The 22634-nt window shown below is 67.5% G+C and carries 20 protein-coding genes and 5 pseudogenes; 10 read left to right on the top strand and 15 right to left on the bottom strand.

Going from position 1 to position 22634, the window contains the following annotated elements; translation table 11 throughout:
- The first annotated feature begins 4 nt into the window (after positions 1–4).
- A complete protein-coding gene (locus tag OH809_RS02835) occupies positions 5–1663 on the top strand; it encodes a PucR family transcriptional regulator (RefSeq protein WP_406424330.1) in 1659 nt (552 codons plus the stop codon).
- A 24-nt stretch (positions 1664–1687) separates the two neighbouring features.
- Here OH809_RS02835 and OH809_RS02830 read toward each other — a convergent pair whose 3' ends face one another.
- The 4 genes from OH809_RS02830 to OH809_RS02815 form a co-directional block, all read right to left on the bottom strand.
- The gene (locus tag OH809_RS02830) at positions 1688–2296 is read right to left on the bottom strand and encodes a hypothetical protein (RefSeq protein ID WP_406424332.1); all 609 of its coding nucleotides are present in this window, start codon (positions 2294–2296) and stop codon (positions 1688–1690) included.
- A gap of 238 nt (positions 2297–2534) precedes the next feature.
- Positions 2535–3833: an MFS transporter gene (locus OH809_RS02825; protein ID WP_406424334.1), complete on the bottom strand. Its 1299-nt coding sequence runs from the start codon at positions 3831–3833 to the stop codon at positions 2535–2537.
- Positions 3830–4915 carry a sugar phosphate isomerase/epimerase family protein gene (locus OH809_RS02820; protein WP_406514827.1) on the bottom strand — a complete coding sequence of 362 codons (1086 nt, stop codon included), beginning with the start codon at positions 4913–4915 and terminating at the stop codon, positions 3830–3832. Before OH809_RS02820 ends, OH809_RS02825 begins: the two co-directional genes overlap by 4 nt.
- Positions 4916–5048: 133 nt before the next feature.
- A complete protein-coding gene (locus tag OH809_RS02815) occupies positions 5049–6569 on the bottom strand; it encodes a PLP-dependent aminotransferase family protein (RefSeq protein ID WP_406424338.1) in 1521 nt (506 codons plus the stop codon).
- A 115-nt stretch (positions 6570–6684) separates the two neighbouring features.
- On the opposite strand from OH809_RS02815, the gene OH809_RS02810 reads away from it, so the two are divergent.
- Positions 6685–7260, top strand: coding sequence for a transposase (locus OH809_RS02810; RefSeq protein WP_406514826.1), 576 nt, complete (start codon positions 6685–6687; stop codon positions 7258–7260).
- Here OH809_RS02810 and OH809_RS02805 read toward each other — a convergent pair.
- From OH809_RS02805 to OH809_RS02780, 6 genes and pseudogenes are all read right to left on the bottom strand, one after another.
- Positions 7235–7944 (bottom strand): annotated as a pseudogene (locus OH809_RS02805) (IS6 family transposase). The gene OH809_RS02810 and the pseudogene OH809_RS02805 overlap by 26 nt on opposite strands.
- 55 nt (positions 7945–7999) lie before the next feature.
- The gene (locus tag OH809_RS02800) at positions 8000–8212 is read right to left on the bottom strand and encodes a hypothetical protein (protein WP_406424342.1); all 213 of its coding nucleotides are present in this window, start codon (positions 8210–8212) and stop codon (positions 8000–8002) included.
- Positions 8213–8456: 244 nt separating this feature from the next.
- A complete protein-coding gene (locus OH809_RS02795; RefSeq protein ID WP_398631948.1) occupies positions 8457–8891 on the bottom strand; it encodes an ester cyclase in 435 nt (144 codons plus the stop codon).
- A 74-nt stretch (positions 8892–8965) separates the two neighbouring features.
- A complete protein-coding gene (locus OH809_RS02790; protein WP_406516227.1) occupies positions 8966–9553 on the bottom strand; it encodes an SDR family NAD(P)-dependent oxidoreductase in 588 nt (195 codons plus the stop codon).
- Positions 9454–9918 (bottom strand): MarR family winged helix-turn-helix transcriptional regulator, encoded by a 465-nt coding sequence (locus tag OH809_RS02785; protein WP_406424345.1) that lies wholly within the window; start codon positions 9916–9918, stop codon positions 9454–9456. The genes OH809_RS02790 and OH809_RS02785 overlap by 100 nt, the downstream gene beginning before the upstream one ends.
- Before the next feature lie 113 nt (positions 9919–10031).
- The gene (locus tag OH809_RS02780; protein WP_406424347.1) at positions 10032–10373 is read right to left on the bottom strand and encodes an alpha/beta hydrolase fold domain-containing protein; all 342 of its coding nucleotides are present in this window, start codon (positions 10371–10373) and stop codon (positions 10032–10034) included.
- 285 nt (positions 10374–10658) lie between these two features.
- Between OH809_RS02780 and OH809_RS02775 the strand changes: the two genes are divergently transcribed.
- From OH809_RS02775 to OH809_RS02765, 3 genes and pseudogenes are all read left to right on the top strand, one after another.
- Entirely contained in the window at positions 10659–11372 is a 714-nt protein-coding gene (locus OH809_RS02775) for an SDR family NAD(P)-dependent oxidoreductase (protein ID WP_406425414.1), read from the top strand.
- 186 nt (positions 11373–11558) lie between these two features.
- Positions 11559–11843 (top strand): annotated as a pseudogene (locus OH809_RS02770) (hypothetical protein); the annotation flags it as partial.
- Between the two features lie 54 nt (positions 11844–11897).
- Positions 11898–13547 (top strand): annotated as a pseudogene (locus OH809_RS02765) (ISAzo13 family transposase).
- 183 nt (positions 13548–13730) lie between these two features.
- On the opposite strand, the gene OH809_RS02760 reads toward OH809_RS02765, so the two are convergent.
- Together OH809_RS02760 and OH809_RS02755 are read right to left on the bottom strand one after the other, a co-directional pair.
- On the bottom strand, positions 13731–14018 hold the full coding sequence (locus OH809_RS02760) for a transposase (RefSeq protein ID WP_406424349.1): 288 nt from the start codon (positions 14016–14018) through the stop codon (positions 13731–13733).
- A gap of 22 nt (positions 14019–14040) precedes the next feature.
- Positions 14041–14328, bottom strand: a complete 288-nt coding sequence (locus OH809_RS02755; protein WP_406424351.1) for a hypothetical protein — start codon at positions 14326–14328, stop codon at positions 14041–14043.
- A 366-nt stretch (positions 14329–14694) separates the two neighbouring features.
- On the opposite strand from OH809_RS02755, the gene OH809_RS02750 reads away from it, so the two are divergent.
- Positions 14695–15780: a sulfite oxidase gene (locus tag OH809_RS02750; RefSeq protein WP_406424353.1), complete on the top strand. Its 1086-nt coding sequence runs from the start codon at positions 14695–14697 to the stop codon at positions 15778–15780.
- Positions 15781–15915: 135 nt separating this feature from the next.
- Here the strand turns inward: OH809_RS02750 and OH809_RS02745 are convergent, their stop codons facing one another.
- Complete coding sequence (locus tag OH809_RS02745; RefSeq protein WP_406424355.1) at positions 15916–16269, bottom strand: integrase core domain-containing protein; 354 nt, start codon at positions 16267–16269, stop codon at positions 15916–15918.
- A gap of 394 nt (positions 16270–16663) precedes the next feature.
- Positions 16664–17077 (bottom strand): 5-carboxymethyl-2-hydroxymuconate Delta-isomerase, encoded by a 414-nt coding sequence (locus OH809_RS02740; protein WP_406424357.1) that lies wholly within the window; start codon positions 17075–17077, stop codon positions 16664–16666.
- Positions 17078–17137: 60 nt separating this feature from the next.
- Here OH809_RS02740 and OH809_RS02735 point away from each other — a divergent pair, with 60 nt between their 5' ends.
- The 4 genes and pseudogenes from OH809_RS02735 to OH809_RS02720 all read left to right on the top strand — a co-directional run.
- Complete coding sequence (locus OH809_RS02735) at positions 17138–17758, top strand: hypothetical protein (protein ID WP_406424359.1); 621 nt, start codon at positions 17138–17140, stop codon at positions 17756–17758.
- 67 nt (positions 17759–17825) lie between these two features.
- Positions 17826–19360, top strand: a pseudogene (locus tag OH809_RS02730) (ISKra4 family transposase).
- Positions 19361–19881: 521 nt separating this feature from the next.
- Positions 19882–21177, top strand: coding sequence for an N-acetylmuramoyl-L-alanine amidase (locus OH809_RS02725; protein ID WP_406424361.1), 1296 nt, complete (start codon positions 19882–19884; stop codon positions 21175–21177).
- A 217-nt stretch (positions 21178–21394) separates the two neighbouring features.
- A pseudogene (locus OH809_RS02720) lies at positions 21395–21754 on the top strand (transposase); the annotation flags it as partial.
- 217 nt (positions 21755–21971) lie between these two features.
- Here the strand turns inward: OH809_RS02720 and OH809_RS02715 are convergent.
- On the bottom strand, positions 21972–22583 hold the full coding sequence (locus tag OH809_RS02715; RefSeq protein ID WP_406424363.1) for an SMI1/KNR4 family protein: 612 nt from the start codon (positions 22581–22583) through the stop codon (positions 21972–21974).
- Positions 22584–22634: the final 51 nt, after the last annotated feature.

Here is a 22634-nt window from a genome sequence, read left to right as displayed (position 1 = left end):
GATCATGACCAGCCCTGGAGCCAGGCTCGACAACGTCGTGAGCAACCTCGCCGGCACCCTGCTGGAGGTTCTTGCGGGGACCGTCGACGGAACGACGTTGATCACCGACGTCGTCGTCGACGATCCGCGGGAACAGGTACCGGTTCGCCCCGGGGCCATGCTTCTGTGTACCGCCGCCGACGTCCGAGATCTGCCGGCCTTGCTCGATCGTGCGGTCACACGTCAGGCTCCCGCCCTCGTGGTACGTGCGCCGCTGGATCTCGAGCCGGAGCTGCGTGCTCGCATCGAACGCAGCGGTGTGGCCCTGCTCGGCCTCGCCGGCGGAGCAACGTGGGCACAGCTGGTCGTCCTGCTCCGCTCGCTGCTCTCCAGCAGTGCGAGCGGCGAGGAACTGCTGGCCGGAATGCCCGCGGAAGACTCGTTCGCCCTGGCCAACGCGATCGGATCACTGCTCGACGCGCCGATCACGATCGAAGATCGCGACTCACAGATTCTGGCGTTCTCCGATCGCCAGAACGAGGCTGATCAAACACGGATCGAGACGATTCTCGGACGTGGCGTCCCCCAGCACGCCCGCCTCGCGCAGGAACGAGCGGGCGTCTTCAAACGGCTCTACGCCGGCGAGAAACCGATCTTCATCGACACACCGCAGATCGAAGGAGTGCCAGGTCTTCCGCGCGTGGCGATAGCCGTACGAGCAGGTGACCAAGTGCTCGGCTCGATCTGGGCGGCTGTCCCTGGGCCCCTGAGCGACGAGAAGGAGCAAGTACTCGTCGATGCCGCGAAAGTCGTTGCGCTGCACCTGCTGCGGCACCGTATCGGTGTAGACATCGACCGGCAGGTTCGCGCGGACCTCATCGCAACCGCATTGACGGGAGGCGCCCCGGCGTCGGGCGCGATCGAGCGTCTCGGACTGGCGCACCGGACCGTGACGGTGCTCGGCCTGTCCCTTCCGAATGGGAACTCGGCCGACACTGCCGTCTCCGGGCAAACGCGACGGCAGACCTTGGAACGGATCACCGGCTCCTTCGCATTTCACCTGTCGGTCGCGGCACCCGGCGCGGTTGCCGCATTGGTCGGCGACGTGTGTTACGCGATTGTGCCGGCGCCGATCCGGAAAGGAAAAGAAAACGTCACGGCCATGGCCCAGCGGGTTTCGAACGATTTCCTCAACCGTGCACGGGACAGACCTGGAGGAGCGGCGATCGGCATCGGTCGCGACGGCTCGTCATCCGATCCGGCCGACCTCGCTCGCTCGCGGCACGATGCGGACAGAACCCTACGTGTCCTGCGCCAGGAACCAGCCGGCCGAGTCGCGATGTTCGCCGACGTCCAACTCAACGCACTCTTGCTGGAGATCGGTGACCAACTGCACAATGAGGGCGGACTGCTGGACGGCCCCATCGCCCGGCTGCATCACCACGATCGAGAACACGGAACCACGATGGCGGAAACCGTGGCCCAATGGCTCGACCACCTCGGCAACACCCTGAACGCATCTGCGGCCATGGACGTACACCCCAACACATTCCGATACCGCCTTCGCCGAGCGGCAGAGATCGCGCAACTGAACCTGAATGATCCCGACGAACGCTTTGCGGCGATGCTCGAGTTCCGGCTCACTCGGCAACGACCGTCCGCGGAAGCCACCGCCGCAACTTGACGCTTATCCGAGTGGGATGTCTTGTCAGCGGCGACCGCGCCCGGCCGTGTGCGGGGCCGGGCGACCGGCCCGCGGACGCGGATCTTTTTCAGCACGGAAACCGCGCCCCGCCCGGCGGCAGTCAGCCAGGTTTTCATGTCCCCAGCCCGCCGGCAGGGGCCGACCTCTCAGCAGTTCGCGAGCCGTAGAGCTCGTCCGCAGACCGAGATCCCTGTCGGTCGCCGGAGACACTAACGGCTCATGAGATGGCGTGGCTCGAGCACTTCGTGGCTGCGGCGTTCGGGAACACCGGGCACCATCATGGAGTGTCGCGCCGGCTGCGCGTCTTTGGCCGGGATCTGGCGCATCGATCAGCCTACTGGCGCACCCACGCTGGATCCGGCGACATCGGGGATGCCGAAGAACGGTGAGGATGAACAGCACCGCGAACGCGCCCAGCGCGAACTGCCCGAACGAGAACACGCTGCCGAGGATCACGTGCGGCGCCGCGTCGTTCCAGATCTGCTTGACCGATGGCAGCGCCTTGCCGATCATGATCCCCGCGAACACCACGTTGATCATGAGACCGGGCAGCCGCGACATGACGTCGACCGCCTGGGCGGGGACGAGGCTCCAGCCGGTGAGCCCGAGCACCTGCGGCCCCAGCAGGAGGATGAGGAAGCCGGCGATGACGCCTCGCGGGCAGGTACAGTCGCGCCAGGACGGGCACGAACCGCCGGATCAGCAGCGCCACGACCTGGGCGATGCCCAGGTAGACGAACCCGAGCCCGACCCACTGCACATCCGTGTACTCACCGAAGATGAGCACAGTCCGGCGTATGGGGCCGGCCGGTGCGACGAGCGACCATGTCGCTCCCCGCGCGGAGCAGGCTCAGCCCTCCCGCACGGCGGCGGTACGATGCGCGCGAGCCACACGCGCCAGGCCGCTTGCGACTCCCGCACCCACCAGTGCGAGTGCGGCCATCAGGATGAACACCAGGTGGTACCCCGCCGCACCCGGGTTGGCATCGAGGATCGCGCCGTACACGAGGAAGGCGAACATCCCGGGGGCGTAACCGACGAGGCATGCGATGCCGAACGCGGTGCCGCTGACCTGGTTGGGGACGCCGACCTCGTCCATGGGCGCCCAGAACACACCGCGCATCGTGAAGATGATCAGTGAGAACAGCAGGCAGGCGGCCATCGCGGGGATCTGGTTCTCCCTACCGGTCGGCAGCAGCAGGATGATCGCTGCGATGGGGATCAGGCACACGAACGCGAGACGGAGGTACCTGCTGGCCCCCTTGAAGACCTTGTCGACGAGTACGCCGCCGAGCGGGCCGCCGAGGATCTTGAGGCCGTACTGGTTGATGATGCCGTAGGCGCCGGCGAGGGCGGCCGGCAGTCCGTACACGTACGTGAGGTAGGGGATGAAGTAGGTCAGACCGCAGTACACGACGTACGCCATGAACACGGTTGCACTGACCCACCACAGTTGCGGCAGCCGGGCGACATCCAGGATCTCGCTGAGGCCGACGCGCTTCTTTTTCGGCGTATCCACGGCGGACTCGGGGCCCTGGTCACGCAGCAGGAAGAACAGGAGCACGCCGACGGCGATGTCAATCATCGCGTAGAAGGCGATCGCGGCACGGAAGCCGGCGGCACCCGAGCCGAGCAGGGCGAAGACGCCGAGGGCCGAGAAGGCAACCAGTGTGTCGACGACGCCGCGACCGCCCTCGAGGAAGCCGAACAGCCGCCCCTGTTCTTCCGGCCCACCCAGGCGCCGGATGCTCTTGAGCAGTGCCGGCCAGACCAGGCAGTCGGAGCAGACGGCCAGCACCGCGAAGATCGGCACCAGCTGCCCGTACCCGGGGAACGTGCTCATATAGAGCCCGAGCCCGCCCGCGCCGATCAGTCCGAGCGGAATCAGGATGCGGGTCGAGAACCGGTCAGCCAGGTACCCTCCGACCACGAACAGTGCTGTCGCGACGATCGAGTTCACGCTCAGTAGCGCACCGATCTCGGTGTTGCTCAGCCCCATCTGCTGCTGGATCGGGACGTAGAAGACGTCCTTGATGTTGGCGAGCTTGTAGATGGTGCCGCCCGCCATCACGAGGACCGCGAAGCGCGCCCATTTGGCCTTGTCGAACCCGGTCTTGGCCGGCGCGGTCGTCATCATGGTGTCCGTCATCGCGCGCCTGCCGGGGCGTCGGCGGCGGCCAGGCGAGCTGCGGCGAGTTCGCGCATCCGGGCGAGCAGCCCGCGCACGTGGACGACCTGGTCGACGGCCCAGCCGGGCTCGGCGGCGAGCAGGTCGGGCAGCGTCCATCCTTCGGGAAGGCCCGTGGTGCTCAGTTCTCGGTAGGGGATGAAGGGGTCGTCGCCTTCGCTGTGATGGCGGAAGGCGGGCGCGTAGTACAGGTTCTCCTGTTCGAGCGCGAAGGTGATGACCTGCGGCTCGTCGTCGCCGAGTATGAGCAGGTCGAACAACATCCGCGCCCCCGGCAGGTCGTCCTCCGGGCTGCCCTGGAGCACGCCGCGGTGGCCGAACCCGTCGCCCTCAGGAAGGACGTGCACGCCCTTCAGGTGCGCTTGCAGGATATGCGGGGCCAGCTGGGCCAGGGCGTCCATCGGCCGTTCGCACGCGTTGATCATGTTGCCGAAGTCGAACATCGCGTGCAGGCGGGGGTGGCCGACGGTGCGCAGCAGCTGAGCGATCTCGCCGGAGCGCAGTTCTTCGTGCTGCTCGAACGAGAAGTGCAGGCCGTGAGTGTCGGCGAGGTCGCCGAGGCGGCGCAGGTCGTCCTCGACGCGCGACAGCACCTGCGACAGCTGCCCTTCGTAACGGGAGTAGACGCGAATGTGCTGGACGCCGAGGATGCCGGCGATCCGGACGGCCTCGTCCACGGGTTCACGCTCGGTCGTGCTGATCTCGAGGTGCAAGGCCAGGCCGTAGTCGCGGGCACGGGCGGCGAAGGCCCGAAGCTGGTCGTCGTTCATTCGGCTCAGGCTGCGCTCCTCTCCGTCGAGGACGTGGATGCAGACGCCGGCCAGATCGTGCTCTCGGGCGAAGTCGAGGACGTCGTCGGGGCTGTAGGCGCCGTAGGTGAGGTTGGTGAGCAGGGCGTACGCGTGACCGAAGAGCCGGACCCGGTCGATCCGGTCGATCAGCACCCGCGCGCGCTCGGTCGTCAGGTCGGGGATCTGTTCGATCTCGGCTGCGGTGAGGTTCGGACTCAGGAGCGTTCGGAAGTGCGCATCGAGGTGGGGCATCGTTGTCTCCTTAGAAAGCGGGTCGCGACCGTGCGTCGCCGCAACCCCTTCTTCCTATCAACGCAATGGATGGTGCGTTAGAGCCATTGACAGCCCAGTTCTGCGGACCAATTCGGCGGGCCCACCTCTCGGGCTACGCCTCGGCAGCTCCGCCGGATTCGAGCCGTTCGAACGCCTCTGCCATCCGCGCTACGGCACGCGCCATGTGCTCGGCTGCGGTGCCGGCGAACCCGATCAGCAGTGCGGGCGGCAGCCGGCGCTGCACGCGATACTCACCCAGGGGATACGTGAAGACGCCCTGCCGGGCGAGGCCGCGTGCGCAGTCGATGTCGTTGACGGATGCCTCGAGCCACCCCATCACGTGGAGCCCGGCGGCGACCGGCCTCGCCGTCAGCCGATGCGCGAGCTGCGTGTCGAGCTGTTCGAGCAGGGCGTCCTGGCGGGCGGCGTACAGTCGGCGCGTGCGCCGGAGGTGGGTGTGCAGGTGCCCTTCGGCGAGGAAGTCGGCGAGCGCCGCCTGCATCACGGTCGCGGGGGTGCGACCGATCACCGAGCAGGCCGACGTGAACGGCTCGACGAGGTCGTGGGGCAGCACGGCGTAGCCCAGTCGCAGCGACGGCGCCAGCACTTTGCTGAATGTGCCGACGTAGATGACGTGTCGCGCTTGGTCGAGTCCGAACAGCGGGGGCAGCAGCGTGCCATGATAGCGAAGCTCGCTGTCGCAGTCGTCCTCGACGATCCAACTCCCGTGCGCCTGTGCCCACGCGATCCACTCCCCGCGCCGCGCCGGACTCATGACCGTGCCCAGGGGATGCTGCCGGGACGGCGTGAGGTAGGCGAGGCGTGCCGATGGGTCGCCCCCTGCCGCCACCGCGCCCGCGTCGTCGACCGGCACGCCCTGGACGCGGCATCCCTGCGATTGGAACGCGAGCCTTCCGGAGATGTGGCCGGGGTCTTCGACGAGCACCGTGTCGGCGGGGTCGAGCAGCAGCACCGCGAGGACATTGAAGGCCTGTTGGGCCCCGGAGGTCACCACGATCTGCTCGGCGCCGCAGCCGAGGCCCCGCACGTCGTTGAGGTAGTCGGCGATCGCCTGGCGCAGTGGCTCGTACCCGTGCGGGTCGCCGTACCCGATGGCGGCTGCGTCGGTGCGCGCTGCGTGCCGCGCCAGCAGCCGCCGCCACACGCCGGCAGGGAACGCGGATGCCGCGACCTGGCTGGGGACGAACGACTCGGTGTCTTTCGGATCCCACGAGTGCGGCGCCTCGCTGAACAGGCTGGCACCGCGTGCCGACGTCGCTGCGCCGCGCTCGGACAGCTGCGGGCGCGCAACAGGCGCCGGTGCCATCGCGGCCGTCCAGAGTGCGTCCACATACGTGCCGTCCCCCTGGCGTGCACGCAGGAACCCCTCGGCCGTGAGCTGCTCGAACGCGGTGACCACGGTCAGCCGCGAGACGCCGAGCTCGGCGACGAGCGTCCGCGTCGAGGGCAATCGGGTTTCCGGCGGCAGGGTGCCGTCGAGGATGAGTCCCCGCAGATGCCGATACAGCTGCAGGTGCAGCGGCAGGGCGCTACCGCGGTCGAGCTCGACCGTGGCCAGCATCCGGCCCCCGGCACCTTTCATGATGCGCGGGCGCGCCGGTGGGTCTGACATGCCCTCATCCTAGCTAGTACTCCAGCAGCGGTTCGTGTCCTGAGCTGGCGGTTGTCGTTGTCCTGGTAGGGAGGGGATTATCGAAGTCGCTAGCTGGGCTGCTGAGTTGGAGTAGATGTTCGCTCGGTTGGCAGGCAGGTTCGCTCGTGCTGATCTGCGATGGCGGATGCGGGACTACGTCCGCGGTCTGCTGGGGCGGGCGGCACGTAAGAACGGCTGGCAGCTCGCGGAATGGGCAGGACATCACACTCCGGACGGCCTCCAGCGGCTGCTGAACAGCAGCGTCTGGGACGCGGACGCTCTACGCGACGACGTCCGTGTTTACGTCGGTGAGCGTCTCGGCCCGGGCGGTGTGCTGATCATCGACGACACCGGGTGTGCGCCACGAGGCGCTGAGGAATCGAGCGGGGAGGGAGAATGCCGCCGAGGCGATCGGATCGTCGTGTGTCGAGGTTCGAGAGCTGCGCCGGATCGGCGATCGGCGCCGGCAAGGGGTTCAGCGGGCGGGCGTTCGCGATGCCCTGGTGAGGCCGGTGGGAGTTGTAGAATTTCTCGAACTCGCACAGGGCATGGAGCAGGGCCCCGGAGGGCGTTGTCACGTTGTTGGGTGTGTGGGTGTCTGACGGTGTGTCGAGGTGTGGTGGGGCCGGGTGCCGGCCCTTGGCTCAGGCCGCGGCAGGCCGGCCGGTGACGCCGGTGATCTGCTCCCAGATGGTGAAGCGGACGGTCATTTCGGCGCGGTGTTGGGTGCTGGTCATCAGGTGGCGGCGGGGCCGGAAGTGGGGTGAGATGCCGCTGAACGCGGACAGGAACCGCTGCGCGGCGCCCACGCTGCGGAAGCCTTTCATCGCCCGTTCGCGTTGCCGGGTGGGCTGATGACTGTTCTCGCCCGGTTGTTCAGGCCCTTGTGGGAACGGTGCTCGACGGAGGGCATGACCTCGCGGTGGGCCGCGCCGTAGGAGCGGAGCTTGTCCGTGACGATCACCCGCGGCACCCCGCCCGTCTTCGTCAGCAGCGTGCGGAAGAAGCGCCTGGCCGCAGCCGTGTCCCGGCGGCTCTGCACCAGGATGTCCAGCACGTTGTCGTCCTGGTCGACAGCCCGTCACAGGTACCTCTGCTCACCGTTGATCTTGATGAAGACCTCGTCCAGATGCCACTTGTCGCCGGGCTGGGGCCGTCGGCGGTGCAGTCCGTTGGCGTACTGCTGACCGAACTTCAGGCACCAGCGGCGGACCGTCTCGTACGAGACGATCACGCCGCGCTCCAGCATCAGCTCCTCGACCTCACGGAAACTGAGCGGGAACCGGAAGTACAGCCACACGCAGTGCGAGATCACCTCGACCGGATACCGGTGCCCCTTGTACGACGGCGACATGCCCTCCACGGACGACCCCCTCCACCGTGATCAGCCCGAGGATCCTCCCACCCTGTCAGCCAACGTGACAGCGCCTCTGGTCCCAGTATCCGGAGACTTCGAGGAGCAGGTGCCGGAGGTAGTTCTTCAGGATGGCTCGGTGGAGCGGCTTCTCTGTCCGTGCAAGGTATTTCTCGACGTTGATCGGCCAGTGGGTGACGTCGAATCTGGCGGGGACGTTCATGGTGGTCATGGCGTCGTGGGTGGTCATCCGCGCGGTGGGGGACATTGGTGCGCTCCATCTCACGTGTTTGAGGGCGTGTGGCCACAACCAGGGCGTGTGTCGGCCACGGGTGTGGTCGCTCGCTCGCTCGTCGGGGTGTTCTTCCTGGGGCGCGTCGGCGGGACCGGTCTGTCTCGTGTCAGGTGCGCCGCCAGGCTTGAGTTTTCGGCCCGGCCGCACATCAGGCCGCCGATCGGCGGCCACCGTGGGGGTCTGCCGGGCCGAATTCTCGTACAGAGAGGTCGAGGGCCTATACGGCAGCCGGCAGCGCGCCGAGCTGCTGCATCAGCGAGAACAGGTTCGCGACGCCCCAGTGCTCGGTGATCTTCCCGTCGCGTACCCTCATGGCGTCCACGGTTTCGAAGCTGATCTGCTTGCCGGTGGGCGCGATGCCGAAGAACTCGCCCTTGTGGGTGCCGTGATACGTCTTGTACGTGGTGACGAGGTCGCCGTCGGCGGACTGCCAGTGGATGACGGCGTGGAAGTCGGGAAAGGCCTCGCGGAGCACCTGGTACAGCTGGCGTGCGCCCGCCTTGTCGGCCGTACGTCCCGGCTGCGGTGTGTGGTCGAGGAAGTCGTCGGCGAACAGTTCGTCGAAAAGGGCGAAGTCCCCGCCGCCCTGTACCTCCTCGGTGTTGCGACGGACGATTGCCTTGGCGGCCTCGCTCGGATTGTTCTCGCTCATGGGATTCCTTCGTGGATGGTGCGGTCGGTCGTTTCGGCTCGCACGGGTCTTGAAAAGGCGTCAGATCACCGAGGTCAGGCCGCCGTCGACGACGAGCGCGGTTCCCCGGTTACATAGCCCGACAGCTCCGATCCGAGGTACGCCACGGCGTCACCGATCTCGGACGGCTGCCCCAGGCGCCGTAGCGGAGTCCGCTGCCGGAACCCGTCCGCGGCCTGCGCGATGTCGGGTGTGGACCGCAGGAGATGGGTGTCGATGGTGCCGGGGCACACGGCGTTGACCCGGATGCCGTCGGGCCCCAAGGCGTCGGCGAGGGACTTGGCCATCAGGATCACCCCGCCCTTGCTGGTCGAGTAGGCGACGGTGAATCCGGCGCCGACCAGTCCGCCCATGCTGGCCATCAGCACGATGCTGCCGGGCGTGGCCCGGTCCTTCATCTGCCGTGCCGCGGCTTGGGCGCCGAACAGGACACCGTCGAGGTTGACCGCCATCAAGCGGCGGTAGTCGGCCTCGGCGACGTCGGCCCCGTCCGCGCCGAGCGTGATTCCGGCGTTGCACACCATTACGTCGACTCCGCCGAACTCGCCTGCGGCGTCCACCAGGGCGTCGGCGTCGGCGCGGCGGGTGACGTCGGTGGCGACGAACCGCGCCGGGACGCCCAGCGTTTCGATCGCGCCAACGGTGGGCTCGCCGCCCTCGCGGCCCGGCCCTGGGCGGTCATGCGCACCATCGAGCCGCGTGCGTCGTCCTCGCACGGCTCGCGGGCGACCATGCCGCGCGTCTCCATGCGGCTGATCTGATGCGACAGCCGACTCCGTTCCCAGCCCAGCTCGACCTGGAGCTCCCGGGCCCGTAGGACGTCGCCCGGCGACTCGGACAGGGGGACGAGCACCGCGTAGTCGGCTCCGGACAACACGGAGTCGCGGGCGAGCTGCCGGTCCAGGGCGCTTTGAAGCTGGCGCTGCAGGTCCCGGTACTTCTTCCAGACAGCCGCCTCACGCACGTCGAGCCAGCGTGGTTCGTTCATGAGGCCAATCTTCTGGGTGTGTGTCCACTGGTTCGGAAATCGTAGCCGGAGGCGCTCAAGCGGTTTCGCGTGGTGCCCGAAGGCAGCGGCAGTCGGGCTGGACCGGAGCACGTCTACAGAACCCGGCGCAGCCAGCGCAGCCGGGCCGCGCGGGCGGCTTGGGACAGTGCCGCGCCCGGCACCATGGCGTCGAAGCCATGGAATCCGCCCGGCCACACGTGCAGCTCCGCGTCGCCGCCGGCGAGCCAGAAGCGGGACGCGTACGCGACCACCTCGTCGCGGAACGTCTCGGCGGAGCCGACGTCGATGAACAGCGGCGGCAGACCGGCCAGGCTCGACGCACGTGCTGGGGCCGCGTACGGGGAGACGTCGGGGCCGCCGCGCGCCTCCCCGAGCAGCGCGGTCCAGCCGGTGTCGTTCGACGGGGCGAAGGCAAAGGGCCGATTCGATAACAAATCCCGACCTGTGCGATCTGATGTGCGTCACTCTGCCGGTCGGTGGTCGGGGTCGGCCGCTTGGGTGCGATCTCTCGGTTCCGTGTCAGTGGCGGTGATATCAGCGGTGAGGCTAGCCAGGCTCGGGCTGTTTGACCTGGTCGCTGAGGTGGTTGTGGTGGCCGTGTTGCTGACATGGGGTGAGAGATCCGGCTCAGGGTGACTGTCGTAAGGCATTACCGAGCAGGTGAACCTACTGTCATGGGCGCGAGGGATCGCACCCACCCCATCTCGGAGAAGGTCATCATGAGCACTCAGGGCCGGAAGGTCGCAGTCATCACCGGCGCCTCGCAGGGCATCGGCGCCGGCCTCGTCGACGCCTATCACAAGCTCGGCTACGCCGTCGTCGCCACCTCGCGCACCATCGCCCCGTCCAACCGTGTGGGCGTCCTGACCGTCCAGGGCGACATCGCCGAACCCGCAACCGCCGAACGTGTCATCGCTGCTGGCGTCGAGCAGTTCGGCCGTGTCGACACCCTGGTCAACAACGCGGGCGTCTTCGTTGCCAAGCCGTTCACCGACTACACCCAGGACGACTACGCCGCCGTGACCGGTGTGAACCTCACCGGCTTCTTTCGCATTACCCAGCTGGCCGTCGCGCAGATGCTCGCCCAGGGCGGCGGCCACATCGTCAACGTCACCACCAGCCTGGTCGACAACGCCGACTCCCGAGTCCCCTCCGTGCTGGCCTCGCTGACCAAGGGCGGCCTGCAGTCCGCCACCAAGTCCCTCGCCATCGAGTACGCCATGCGCGGCATTCGGGTCAACGCCGTCTCACCGGGCACCATCAAGACCTCTATGCACCCCGAGGAGACCCATGACGCCCTGGCGGCCCTGCAGCCGGTCGGCCGGATGGGCGAGCAGAGCGACATTACCGACGCCGTGATCTACCTGGAGAACGCGCCGTTTGTCACTGGCGAGATCCTCCACGTCGACGGCGGAGTGAGTGCCGGCCACTGACGCGCAGGACACCGCTCGCGACACGAGACCGGGATGTCCCGCTGACCAGCAGGGAGCAAGCAGACTGCGGCATCAGCACGGCCCTCGACATCGCTTTCTGACACATCGAGCAGTTGGCCTCGCACCCGCCGTGACTCACCGGACCCAGCAGTTCTGAGCTCCGATTCCATCAGCAGGAGAACCCTGATGAACCGCACGCTAGACAGCGAAGCAATCCTGCGCGATGTCCTCGACCGGTGGAAGGCCGCCGTCGACAGCCACGAACCGTGGCAGGCTGCCTCCCAGTTCACCGAGGACGCGATTTTCCAGGGACTGCACCCTTACAGTGTCGGAAGGCCGGGCATTGCCGCTTACTACGACTCCCAGCCCATTGGGATGACAGCCACGTACCGTATTCTCGAAATCAGATGCCCGGCCGACGACGTCGTACTCGGTTACCTTGGCGTTGACTTCTCGTTCACCGACCGCCCAGGGACCTGCCGATAAATAACTCTGCTTTTTCTGAGGGTAGTTGGACCGTAGAGTGTGGGTGTGTCGGAGGGGATCGAAGCGGGGCTGGGGGATGTGTTCCGTCTGCTGCTGCCGCATCGGATGAGCGGCAGCGGCGCCTGGTGTTGGGTGCTGCGGCCCGTGTCCTGGGGCACGGCGGGATCCGCACAGTGGCGGGTGCGGCCGGGGTGGCGGAGTCCACTGTGTCGCGCGGCGCACGTGAGCTGGAGCAGGGCGAGACCCCCGAGGGTCGGGTCCGGACGCGGGGTGCGGGACGGAAGGCATTGCGTATGCCGATCCCGGGCTGGTCCAGGCCCTGCTGGCGCTCGTCGAGCCGGATCAACGCGGTGATCCGGAGTCGCGGCTGCGGTGGACGGTGAGGTCCACGCGCAACCTGGCCGCGGAGTTGACCCGTCAGGGGCACAAGGTGGGCTTGGCACCGTCGCCTCGCTGCTGAAAGCCGAGGGCTTCTCGTTGCAGGGCACCTCGCGGACTATCGAGGGAGCCCGCCACCCGGACCGGGATGCGCAGTTCCGCTACATCAACGACCGGGCCGCGTCGTTTCTTGCGGCCGGGCATCCGGTCATCAGCGTGGATGCCAAAAAGAAGGAGACCCTGGGGAACTACGCGGTCATTGGACGCGAGTGGTCCCCGGCCGGACAACCAGTCGAGGTCCGCGCCCACGACTTCCCCGAGAAGGGCGCCAGGAAGGCGGTGCCGTACGGGATTTACGACATCGGGGCGGACGCCGGCTGGGTGTCAGTGGGCTGCGACGGCGACACCGCCGTCTTCGCCGTGGCCACCTTGCGCCGCTGGTGGGACGGGCAGGGGCGGCACCGATACCCCGCAGCCTCCCGTCTGTTGATCACCGCCGACGCTGGGGGCTCCAACGGCTACCGGGTCCGCGCCTGGAAGAAGGAGCTTGCCGACTTCGCGTACGACGCCGGCCTGAAGGTGAGGGTCTGCCACTTCCCGCCGGGAACTTCAAAATGGAACAAAATAGAACACCGGCTGTTCTCGCAGATCAGTATCAACTGGCGTGGCAGGCCACTGACCAGCCACGAAGTCGTCGTCAACACCATCGGAGCGACCCGCACCCGCAGCGGACTGACCGTCCACGCCGAACTCGACCCCGGCGCCTACCCCACCGGCATCACCGTTCCCGACGAAGTGGTGGCCGCCCTGCCCCTGACCGAGCACGAGTGGCACGGCACATGGAACTACACACTGCACCCCGAACCACCGACCCCGCCGCCCTCTCCACGTCACGAGGACCGCAGCCAGCCGGCCGACCGGGCCCCCGGCTGGCTGCACCACCCCGTGATCACCGGGATGCAGGCCCACGAGTTCGCCCAGCTCCTGACCGGGGCCGAGCAATACATCCTCGACCATCCGCCGATCAGCCTGCACCACAAGCGGGCCCGGCACCGCACCCTGCGCCGAGGCCCGCTCTCGCTGTCCGACCGGCTCCTGGTCACCGTGATCCGACACCGCTGGAAGACCCAGGTCAGAGCACTGACCACCCTGCTGAACTCACCGGCAAACGCAGTCGGTGACGCGACCCACGAGATCACCCCGGTCCTGGAAGGACTTGGCCACCCCATCAAGTCCGCCCCGATCACGGCAGCCACCGCCCAGGACCTCGCGAACCTCATCGGACTGACCAGACCCAAAAACAATCAGTAATTTATCGGCAGGTCCCTGACCGACCGCCCCACTCTCAGCGTCAACCTCGGCGTCCTGGTGAATTGTACGGAGGAGGGCTGGTACATCAGCCACTATCAGGTCTCCCGCCTCGACTATTGAACTTGATTGGGTCTGTCAAACGAACGGCCTTGTCACGCACTTGGGTGGTGACGGAAAGTGAAATCAGCCGAGGAGGATGCGGTGACGGAGGAGGTCGAATCCCGCTCTGCTGTACATCTGCCTCGCGATCAGCTTCGCTTTGGCGTTCACACCCTCGGTCGGACCGTTGTTGTACGGAAGGGTGAGCCCCGCCACGGCCGCGTCGTGGTCTTGCTCGAGGCTGGTGAGGAAGGGTGCCAGCTCGGGTAGCTGGGCCTTCCGGACGTCGGCGATCCAGGCGTCGAGGTCGCCTCCGCGGCGCTCGCCCATGAGCTGGGCGAAGTCGTGCACGAGCCGGGCCAGGGCGGTCATCTCGGCGCAGGCCGCGATGAGTTCACCAGATGCTCATGCCGCTTGTCGGACGGTTCCCGGGCCGGGTCGTGATCCAGGAGGTGAGGCGGCGCGGGGAGGGCATGATCCGGTCGCTCTCATGGCGGCCCTGGTTGAGGTACTTGTGCAGGAGGTTGAGACTGCGGGTGTAGCCGAGAGCACGGATCTCCTCGAAGAGGTGCTTGACCGGGACCCCAGACTCCTCGGTACGGCGTCGGCGCAGGTGCTCGTGGTAGGGCCATGCTGAAGGGATCTCCTGTCGCGGAGAGCGTGCAGGTCTCCGCGTGCTCACCGAAGCTGGAATGTAGCGGTCACCTCTCACTGAAGCGGAGACATCATGAGCGTTGCCGTTCATCCCGACCGGCGCCAACGGCCTCACCAACAGACTGCGCTTCGAGGCCGATCACCCGCGGCCATCGCCGACGCCGAAGTCGTCCAGGAGCTGACACCTGGTGAACGCCCACCCAGATCGCGCCACGGACAGGCGAGAGATGTCGCAATCCACACCGGACCCGGAAGGCCCTCACTCATTCAAGATCACCCAGTCGTGATCACTGTCACCAGCCTCTGTGGACAGAGCAACTAGCCATCCGCCACCAGCCTGCGCCCCCTCGCGGTCGACTTGGCGTAAGCATCAGACATGATGAACAGTAGCTATATGGCTATATGGGGCAAATCGAACAATGTGCTCGTACACCAGGCCGAGCCGTACAACGCCGAATCGCCTCCCGGCGCCCTCGCAAGTCAGATCACCCCTCTGGACAGCTTCTACGGCCGCAACCACGCGCCGATCCCGCGCATCGACCCGGAGAACTGGCGGCTGCGAGTGGACGGTCTGGTCGATCGCCCACTTGAGCTGTCGATGGACGAACTGCGGCGCCGCTTCCCCGAGCGGAGCGTGGTGGCAACACTGCAATGCGCGGGCAACCGACGCGCGGACCTCATCGAGGTCCGCGACATACCCGGCCAGGTCGCCTGGGGCCCCGGAGCCATCTCCACCGCGTACTGGAGCGGGGTAAGCCTGGCGGATGTGCTGGCCGAGGCCGGAGTGCAGCCGGAGGCGGCCCACATCGCCTTCACCGGTGCCGACGTGTCACAGCAGGCCGAACCACCGCAGCCCTTCGGCGGCTCGATACCGGTGGCGAAGGCAACATCCAGCGAGGTGCTGCTGGCCTGGGCCATGAACGATCAGGCACTGCCCACCGCGCACGGCGCGCCGCTGCGCGTGGTCGTCCCCGGGTGGATCGGCGCCCGCAGCGTCAAGTGGCTCAAGCACATTAGCGTTCAGGCCGAACCGTCCGACAACTACTTCCAGATCGAATACAGCATCCTGCCCGCCGAAGCCGACCCTCACCAGGCCAAGCAGGCAGACGGCATCACCCTCGGCCCGATCGCCATCCACTGCGCCATCCTGCAGCCCGGCAAGGACGCCCAGCTGCCGTCCGGACCGACCGAGGTTGCCGGCTTCGCGTTCGCCGGGGACGATAGAATAGTTAAACGCGTGGATGTCTCCGCCGACCACGGCGTCACCTGGGCCCACGCCGACCTGGACCCGCCGGAGAACCCCTGGACGTGGCAGCACTGGCGCGCCACGCTTACCCTGCCCCCGGGCGAGGCCGAGCTCATCGCCCGCGCCTGGGACTCCACGGCGGCTGTGCAGCCTGAGTCCCCGGCGACCGTCTGGAACCCCAGGGGGTACGCCAACAACGCCGCGGCTCGCCTGCACGTCACATGCCGTCCCTGACCCGGACGCTTCGGTCGAACGATTCAGCGATTGACACGGACCGCTGGGCACCTCACCGCTGCCCGAATGGCGGCACCATCTGTTGCACCAGAGGTTGCGTCTACGGGCGGAGCCTGTCAAATCTCGTGAGACACGTCAGGCTGCGTGTTCTTCCTGGTGTTTCTCCTTCGCGGGTTCGTTGATCCAGGCCGTCTTGGGCAGGCGGGGTGGGGTCGGGGGCCGGCGGAATCGGTGGGGGTTGGTGGCGTAGGCGTCGGCCAGCACCGCGGTTGGCTGGGCCCGGATGTCCTTCGCTGTGCCGTCGTGGACGGAGGCGGGGGTGTGCAGTCCGATGCCGGAGTGCCGGTGGATGGTGTTGTAGTAGGTGAAGAACCGCTGGCAGAAGGCGCGGGCGTCGGCCAGTGAGCCGAACCGGCCAGGGAAGACCGGGCAGTACTTCAGGGTCTTGAAGTTCGCCTCGGAGTACGGATTGTCGTTGCCCTGCGCCACGCAGGAATCTCGTTCTGGCTTGCATCCGGCGTCGACCCCGCAGAGTGCGCGCGTAGGGCCGGACAGAGCATCCAGGTCCTCTTCCGCTACTACGCGAAGTTCCTGGCCGAGGCGCGGAACCACGCCAACAGACTTATAGAGCAGTCGATGCAGCGTTGGGAGGGGCCGATGGATGACGAGCAGGGCATGTGACCGGGGCTTGGCCCGTGTATGGCCCGGAACAGCTGGTCACAGGTGGGATAGCACTGGGAGGTATTGGGAGCAAGGGTGCATTTCGGCTGGGTGCGGCTCTGCTGAAGGGAGGGCCTGAGCTGGGAGAACGCTGATCGGGCTGTGTGTGGGGCTGCTCAGGGCCGTGCGAGTGTCATACTCACTGCCTCATCCAAACACATGGTCAAGCGTCAGTCGTTTTGCCCTGCGGGATGGCGTCCCGGGGGACATCCCGGACGGGCTCGATATGGCTCACATACCCGTCCGGGTCGATGTCGCGTACTTCGACCGAAAGGTGGACCTCGAACTGCGGGGTAGGCCCAAGGTGTGTACGGACGAGCGCGAGGACGGACTCGCTGAGCGCGCGTTTGACCTCGGCGCTACGGCCGACCTTCAGCGCGATCTCGATATGGATCGCCTGGTGGGTTTTCTCCGTGCCGCCAGCGATGTACCACTCGTCCTGAGGGTAGACGAAACGGGTCCGGCACGCCTCGAGGCGCGCGCCGCTGATGGCGACGATCATCGACTGCAACTCCGGGGCGAGTTCTTCCTCGCTGAAGGCGGCTGCATTGGTGTACGTCACGGTTACGTGTGGCATGGACATAGCATATTCGCCAGGTGCGGCCCTTCTGGAGGGAAGGGCTGAACTGGGAGAACGTTGATCGGACTGTGGGGAGAGCTGCTCGTCTCTACCGTGGTGACGGAGGAGGGGTGGCTGATGGGCTCGCTGTTCGAGGAGTTGGAGGCCCGGGAGTCGGCCGCGCGGGAGCGGGCGGACGGACTGCGGGCGGAGCTGGCCGAGCTGACGGCATGTCTGGAGGACGCCGAGGCGGATCTGGAGCGTTTGCGGATCACGCGGGAGACGGTGGCCGAGGTGCTGGCCGAGATGAACCGGCCGGAACCGGTGGTGCCGGAGCCCGGGCCGGAGCCGGCTGCGGAGGAGGACCGGGCTGGTGGTGCGGCCGTGGTGTCGGCGTATGCGGGTGCCGAGCGGCGGGTCGTGGGGGTGCTGTCGGTGCCGAAGTGGCAGCCGGGCATGGAAGCGGGTGTGCTGCCGCGGGAGTACCGGGACCTTCTGGAGGTCGTCCAGGATGCGTCGGGTCCGGTGCGGGCGAAGCAGATCGTTCCCCGGATCGGCCTGCCGGTGCAGTCGGGGAAGATCGAGGGGACCCGGGCGAAGCTGAAACGGCTGGTGGAACGAGGCTGGCTGGACGAGGACGCACCCGGCTTGTTCACCTCGTCCCACCGCCGGAGGCTGGATTCGTCCAACTCCCCGTAGAAACAGGACTCTTCTTCCTACATTCGGAGGTGTCAACCAAACCGAACCAGGAGAGAAGAGCCCTGGGATGGAACAGTACGACACCGGCGCTGCCGCTGACCCGTTTGCCCGTTCGGTCGACGCCTTCGAGACGCTGACACGCACTCTGTCGGGCAGCCCGGCCGCCGGTTGGACCCACGCCGAGCTGGAGGAACAACTCGAGACGGCCGGGCGGGAGCTGATGCGGCTGCTGCTGCAGGACCACCTCGACCTGCGGGCCCTGCGGGAGGAGGAACAGACCCGGAACGCGGGCCGTCCCCGCCCCGTCGGTCCGGACGGCATACCGCGGCCCTGGCGGGAGGCGAGACATTCCCGTCGGCTGGCCTGCCTGTTCGGGCTGGTGAGGGTTACTCGCGTCGCGCACCGGGGACCGGGCGTGTCCAACATCCACCCCGCCGACGAGACGCTGTCCCTGCCCGCGGGCCGGCACTCCATGGGACTGCGAGCCTCGCCGTTACCGAAGCCGTCCGCGGCTCCTACGACCAGGCCCAGGCGGCGGTCGAGCGACGCTGCGGGAAGGTCCTGGGCAAACGCCGCCTGGAAGAACTCGTCACCGAAGCTGCTGTCGACGTCGACGCGTTCTACCGGGCGAGGATTCCGCTGCCGTGCAGTGTGGACATGCCCCTGGTGATCCAGGTCGACGGAAAGGGCGTGGTCATGCGGCCCGATGCGCTCCGCGAGGCCACCCGTCGCGCGGCCCTCAAAGCCGCGGCCCAGGGACGGCGGGGCCGTCTCGCACCGGGTGAGAAACCCAACCGCAAGCGGATGGCCACCGTCGCCTGCGCGTTCGACACCCGCCCCGCCCCACGCCGTCCCCACGACGTGATTGGCCCGCCCGAAGGCCGCAGTGGAGAACGCACCCACCGCCCGGGGCCGAAAGCGGAGAACAAGTGGCTGACCGCATCCCTGGTCCGCCCGCCCGAGCAGGTTGTCGCCGAAGCTTTCGCCCAGGCCCAGGCACGCGACCCGCACCATCAGCGGCCCTGGATCGTGCTGGTCGACGGAGCCCATCACCAGCTCGACCTGATCCACACCGAGGCCGAACAGCACCAGATCCCCGTGCACATACTGCTCGACTTCGTGCATGTTGCCGAATACGTGTGGGCGGCCGCTCACACGTTCCACAAGCCCGGCAGCCGCGAGGCCGAAGCCTGGACCGCCGACCGTCTCACCGCGATCCTCGCAGGTCACGCCGCCCGCGTCGCTGACGGCATCCTCGCCCAGGCCGACCGGGAGAACCTCCCGCGCTCACGCAGCGAGGCCGTCACCGCATGCCACCGCTATCTCACCGGCCACCTCGACCAGCTCCGCTACGACACCGCGCTGGAAGCAGGCTGGCCCATCGCCACGGGAGCGATTGAGGGCGCCTGCCGTCACCTCGTCGCAGACCGCCTCGACATCACCGGCGCCCGCTGGGGCCTGCGCGGAGCCGAAGCCCTCCTCCAACTCCGCGCCGTCACCAGCAACGGCGACCTCGACGCCTACTGGGCCTTCCACGCCGCCCGCGAGCACGAACGCCTCTACCCCACACCCGACCAGGCAACATTCGACCTCACGGCCTGATCCCGATCTTCACTCGAATCGAACTGCACCCATTTCGACTCACTGCCTAGACGCGTGCCTCGAAGGGCGCCTGACTGGTAAATACCCTGGTCAGGCGCCCTTTTTCTGTGGCTAGAAGAAGCCCAGCTTCTTCGGCGAGTACGACACCAGGAGGTTCTTCGTCTGCTGGTGGTACCACGTCCGCGCCTTGCTTGACCAGGGAGTATGGCTCCGTTGACGGAGCACATGGGGAAGTTGGTCCGGGAATGGCCCGGATCTTGGTATCCCATGGCGAAAGCCGTCGCCGACTGCGCCCCCAATCTGGTTCGTGGCGGGCACCTTGGTGAGCAGCCCGGTCCCGTACGTCTTCCGTGGACGAGACCGAACTGCGGTGTCAGGACTTGGTGTAGATAGTCAACGATCCTGAAAACCCTGGACATTGGGGCAGTCAACGGGTTAGAAGGAAGGCTGCCTGCTGGCGTACACGGAGCAGCGTGGCGTAGCGGCGAGAGACCCCGGACAGCCCTGGAGAGGAACGCCTCATGTCCTTCGAGCCCGTGTACATATCCCGGCGCAATGCCCTGCGGGCCGGCGCCGGCGCAGCCGCCGTCGCCGGTCTCGGGGCTGGCCAGCTGGCCGGTGCGAGCGGTGCCTCGGCCGCCGCTCCGGCCGACCTGTCGGACACCGCGTACATCATGAGCTGCGACGAGTGGGGTGCCCGGCCGCCCGCCGGGGAGCTGTCGACCCGTACGGGCTCCACCCGGCGGATCGTGGTGCACCACATGGCGTTCCCGAACACCATGGACTTCTCCATGGAGGCGGCCATCGCCTGCGCCGAGCGGGTCCAGTACATCCACATGGACAAGAACGGCTGGTCGGACACCGGAAACCACTTCAGCATCAGCCGCGGCGGCCATGTGCTGGAAGGCCGGCACGGCAGCCTGGACGCGCTTGAGGACGGCGGATACCAGATCGTCAGCGCGCACGCCGTCGGCCAGAACACCCAGTCGATCGGTATCGAGAACGAAGGCACCTACATTGACGAGCTGCCCACCGGCAAGCTGTGGTGGTCGCTGGTTCAGCTCTCCACCACCATCTGCACCCAGTATGGCTTCGGCGCCCAGAACATCACCGGCCACTGGGACTGGAACAACACCCAGTGCCCCGGTGCGAAGTTCTACTCCACCTTCCCGCTGCTGCGCCTGCACGTCGCCAAGCGCCTCGGCCAGGACCCGAGCACCATCCCGGCCCGCACCTGGCCCGACACGTTCACCTCCTGCGCGGGCGCCACGGTCCGTACGCTGCAGCACCTGCTGAACACTCAGGGCTTCAACCTCGTTGCGGACGGGGCCTTCGGCCCAGCCACGCTGGCAGCGGTGCGCGCCTTCCAGACGGCGCACGGCTTCCCCACCGCCTCGGACGGCACGATGACCGGGCAGACCTGGGAGGCGCTGGCCCCGGAGATCGGCATGGGTGCCACCGGGTCTGCGGTACTCGGCATCCAGTCGATCCTGGCGACCAAGCTGTACGCCGTGAAGGCGACCGGCACCTTCGACCGGGCGACGTGGGTCGCGGTCGCCAAGCTGCAGGCCCTGCACGGGCTCCGGGTCACCGGGCGGGTGGACCTGAGCACCTGGTGTGCCGCGCTCGGCGGTGTGGTGGAGGAGAACTTCCGCGGGCTGAAGGGCCAGGCGGGGCTGGAAAGCGAGGTTGTCGTGCCGGAGGCCGAGTCCCTGCCCCCCGTGACCCTCGCGACGGACGGGGTCGTGGCGAGCGACGCACCCGCCACGCAGTTCGAGGAGTTCCCGGTCGACCAGGACGTCCAGGAAGGGTTGTAGGCCCTGCGCCGGCGGCGCCCGACCTCAGGGCGCCGTCGGGCCAGTACGGTGTCGATGGTCCCGAAGAACGCCGCGATCCCGGGCAGGTTCAGCCCCTTGGCCCGGGACGCGGCGAAGTTCTCGCCGCTCGCCCACTTCGATGTCCAGCCACTCGCCGTCCGTGAGCCCGTCCAGGCGGCGCCGAGGAAGCCCTCGCGGTGCGCCTCGAAGTCGGCGACGCCAGCTCGACAAGGAAGTCCCTGCCGACCTCGACGTGCACCTCATCCTCCACAACTACGTCACCCACAAGACACCCGTCATCAAGAAGTGGCTTCTGGCACATCCGCACTTCCACCTGCACTTCACACCGACGAGTTCGTCCTGGCTGAATCTGGTGGAGCGGTGGTTCGCCGAGCTCACACAGAAGAAACTCAAGCGAGGTGTCCACCGCTCCGTCCAAGCCCTCGAACGAGACATCCGTAGTTGGCTCGCCGACTGGAACGACAACCCCCGGCCCTTCGTCTGGACCAAGACCGCTGACGAGATCCTCGGCAAAGCCGCCACCTACGGCCGACGAATCTCTGACTCAGGTCACTAATGGCGCGTGCCCGAACCGTCGGGAGGGAATCCCGACGGGAGCCGGCGACGCCTACGTCGCGGCGATCGCTGCGCCGCTCCTCGCCGGTGGGCCGTGGCCGGCCGTCCTGCGCGAGGCCGTGGCGCTCCCGGCAGCCGCCGTTGACGGGCGAGGCCCCTGACCCGTGCGCCTCGTGTGGAGAACACGGGCGCACGGCGTCAGAAGCCTCGCTACTCGGTCAGCCGAACATTCCGGCGTACGGATCCGGCTCGCCGGTCCATGGGTCCAGGCCCGACTTCAACAGGCGTTGGTACTCGCGCTGGTTCAGGAAGACCACCGGGTGCTTGCCCCAGAGCGACACGTCGCTCAGGGGACATTCGGCGAAGTCGGCTCGCAGCAGGCGCACGAGGAACTCCGTCATCCCGCAGTCGTATCGGCTCCACAGGTTGTCGTCCCTGCTGCGAACCAGGACGGGCCATGCCTCGGGGTCGTCGCCCGAGGCATCCCAGCACAGGATGTCGGAGCTGGAATCGAGTCCCCATGCGATCAACTCGGGGGCCGTGTCCACCAGCTCGGGCGACTTCGGTTCCCTCGCCCAAGCCTGCTCGGCGTTCACCGTCTCCATGAGCATGTCGTCCTGGCCGGCTTCGGCCCCCTTGGATTCGGGCTTGAGTACGCTCACGCAGCTCTCGATCGACCCCGCTCCGTACAGCTCGACGAAGCGCCGGAAGTCGGACGGGAACTCCTTGCCCCACGACTCGCTCATCCGGCCCCAGTCGACCGACGTGTCGCTCACGGCCGTGGGCGGCATCAGCTGCCGAAGGGTCTCCAGTGCGTCCATCTCAGTCACCACTCCCTCTGAGTCGCCGCGTCACGGCATGGACCCGGTGGGAACGGGGTC

Origin of the sequence: Streptomyces sp. NBC_00873 (assembly GCF_045207415.1) — a bacterium.
GTDB lineage: Bacteria > Actinomycetota > Actinomycetes > Streptomycetales > Streptomycetaceae > Streptomyces.
The sequence above is the reverse complement of the archived record's forward strand: the minus strand, read 5'-3'. Positions and strand labels throughout refer to the sequence as shown.

Coding starts and splice junctions, on each gene's coding strand:
- OH809_RS02835 (WP_406424330.1), top strand. CDS start 5: ATGACCAGCCCTGGAGCCAGGCTCGACAACGTCGTGAGCAACCTCGCC.
- OH809_RS02825 (WP_406424334.1), bottom strand. CDS start 3,833: ATGACGGACACCATGATGACGACCGCGCCGGCCAAGACCGGGTTCGAC.
- OH809_RS02820 (WP_406514827.1), bottom strand. CDS start 4,915: ATGCCCCACCTCGATGCGCACTTCCGAACGCTCCTGAGTCCGAACCTC.
- OH809_RS02815 (WP_406424338.1), bottom strand. CDS start 6,569: ATGTCAGACCCACCGGCGCGCCCGCGCATCATGAAAGGTGCCGGGGGC.
- OH809_RS02810 (WP_406514826.1), top strand. CDS start 6,685: ATGTTCGCTCGGTTGGCAGGCAGGTTCGCTCGTGCTGATCTGCGATGG.
- OH809_RS02800 (WP_406424342.1), bottom strand. CDS start 8,212: ATGTCCCCCACCGCGCGGATGACCACCCACGACGCCATGACCACCATG.
- OH809_RS02795 (WP_398631948.1), bottom strand. CDS start 8,891: ATGAGCGAGAACAATCCGAGCGAGGCCGCCAAGGCAATCGTCCGTCGC.
- OH809_RS02785 (WP_406424345.1), bottom strand. CDS start 9,918: ATGAACGAACCACGCTGGCTCGACGTGCGTGAGGCGGCTGTCTGGAAG.
- OH809_RS02775 (WP_406425414.1), top strand. CDS start 10,659: ATGAGCACTCAGGGCCGGAAGGTCGCAGTCATCACCGGCGCCTCGCAG.
- OH809_RS02760 (WP_406424349.1), bottom strand. CDS start 14,018: ATGACCGCCCTGGCCCGGCTCGTGCACGACTTCGCCCAGCTCATGGGC.
- OH809_RS02750 (WP_406424353.1), top strand. CDS start 14,695: ATGGCTATATGGGGCAAATCGAACAATGTGCTCGTACACCAGGCCGAG.
- OH809_RS02740 (WP_406424357.1), bottom strand. CDS start 17,077: ATGCCACACGTAACCGTGACGTACACCAATGCAGCCGCCTTCAGCGAG.
- OH809_RS02725 (WP_406424361.1), top strand. CDS start 19,882: ATGTCCTTCGAGCCCGTGTACATATCCCGGCGCAATGCCCTGCGGGCC.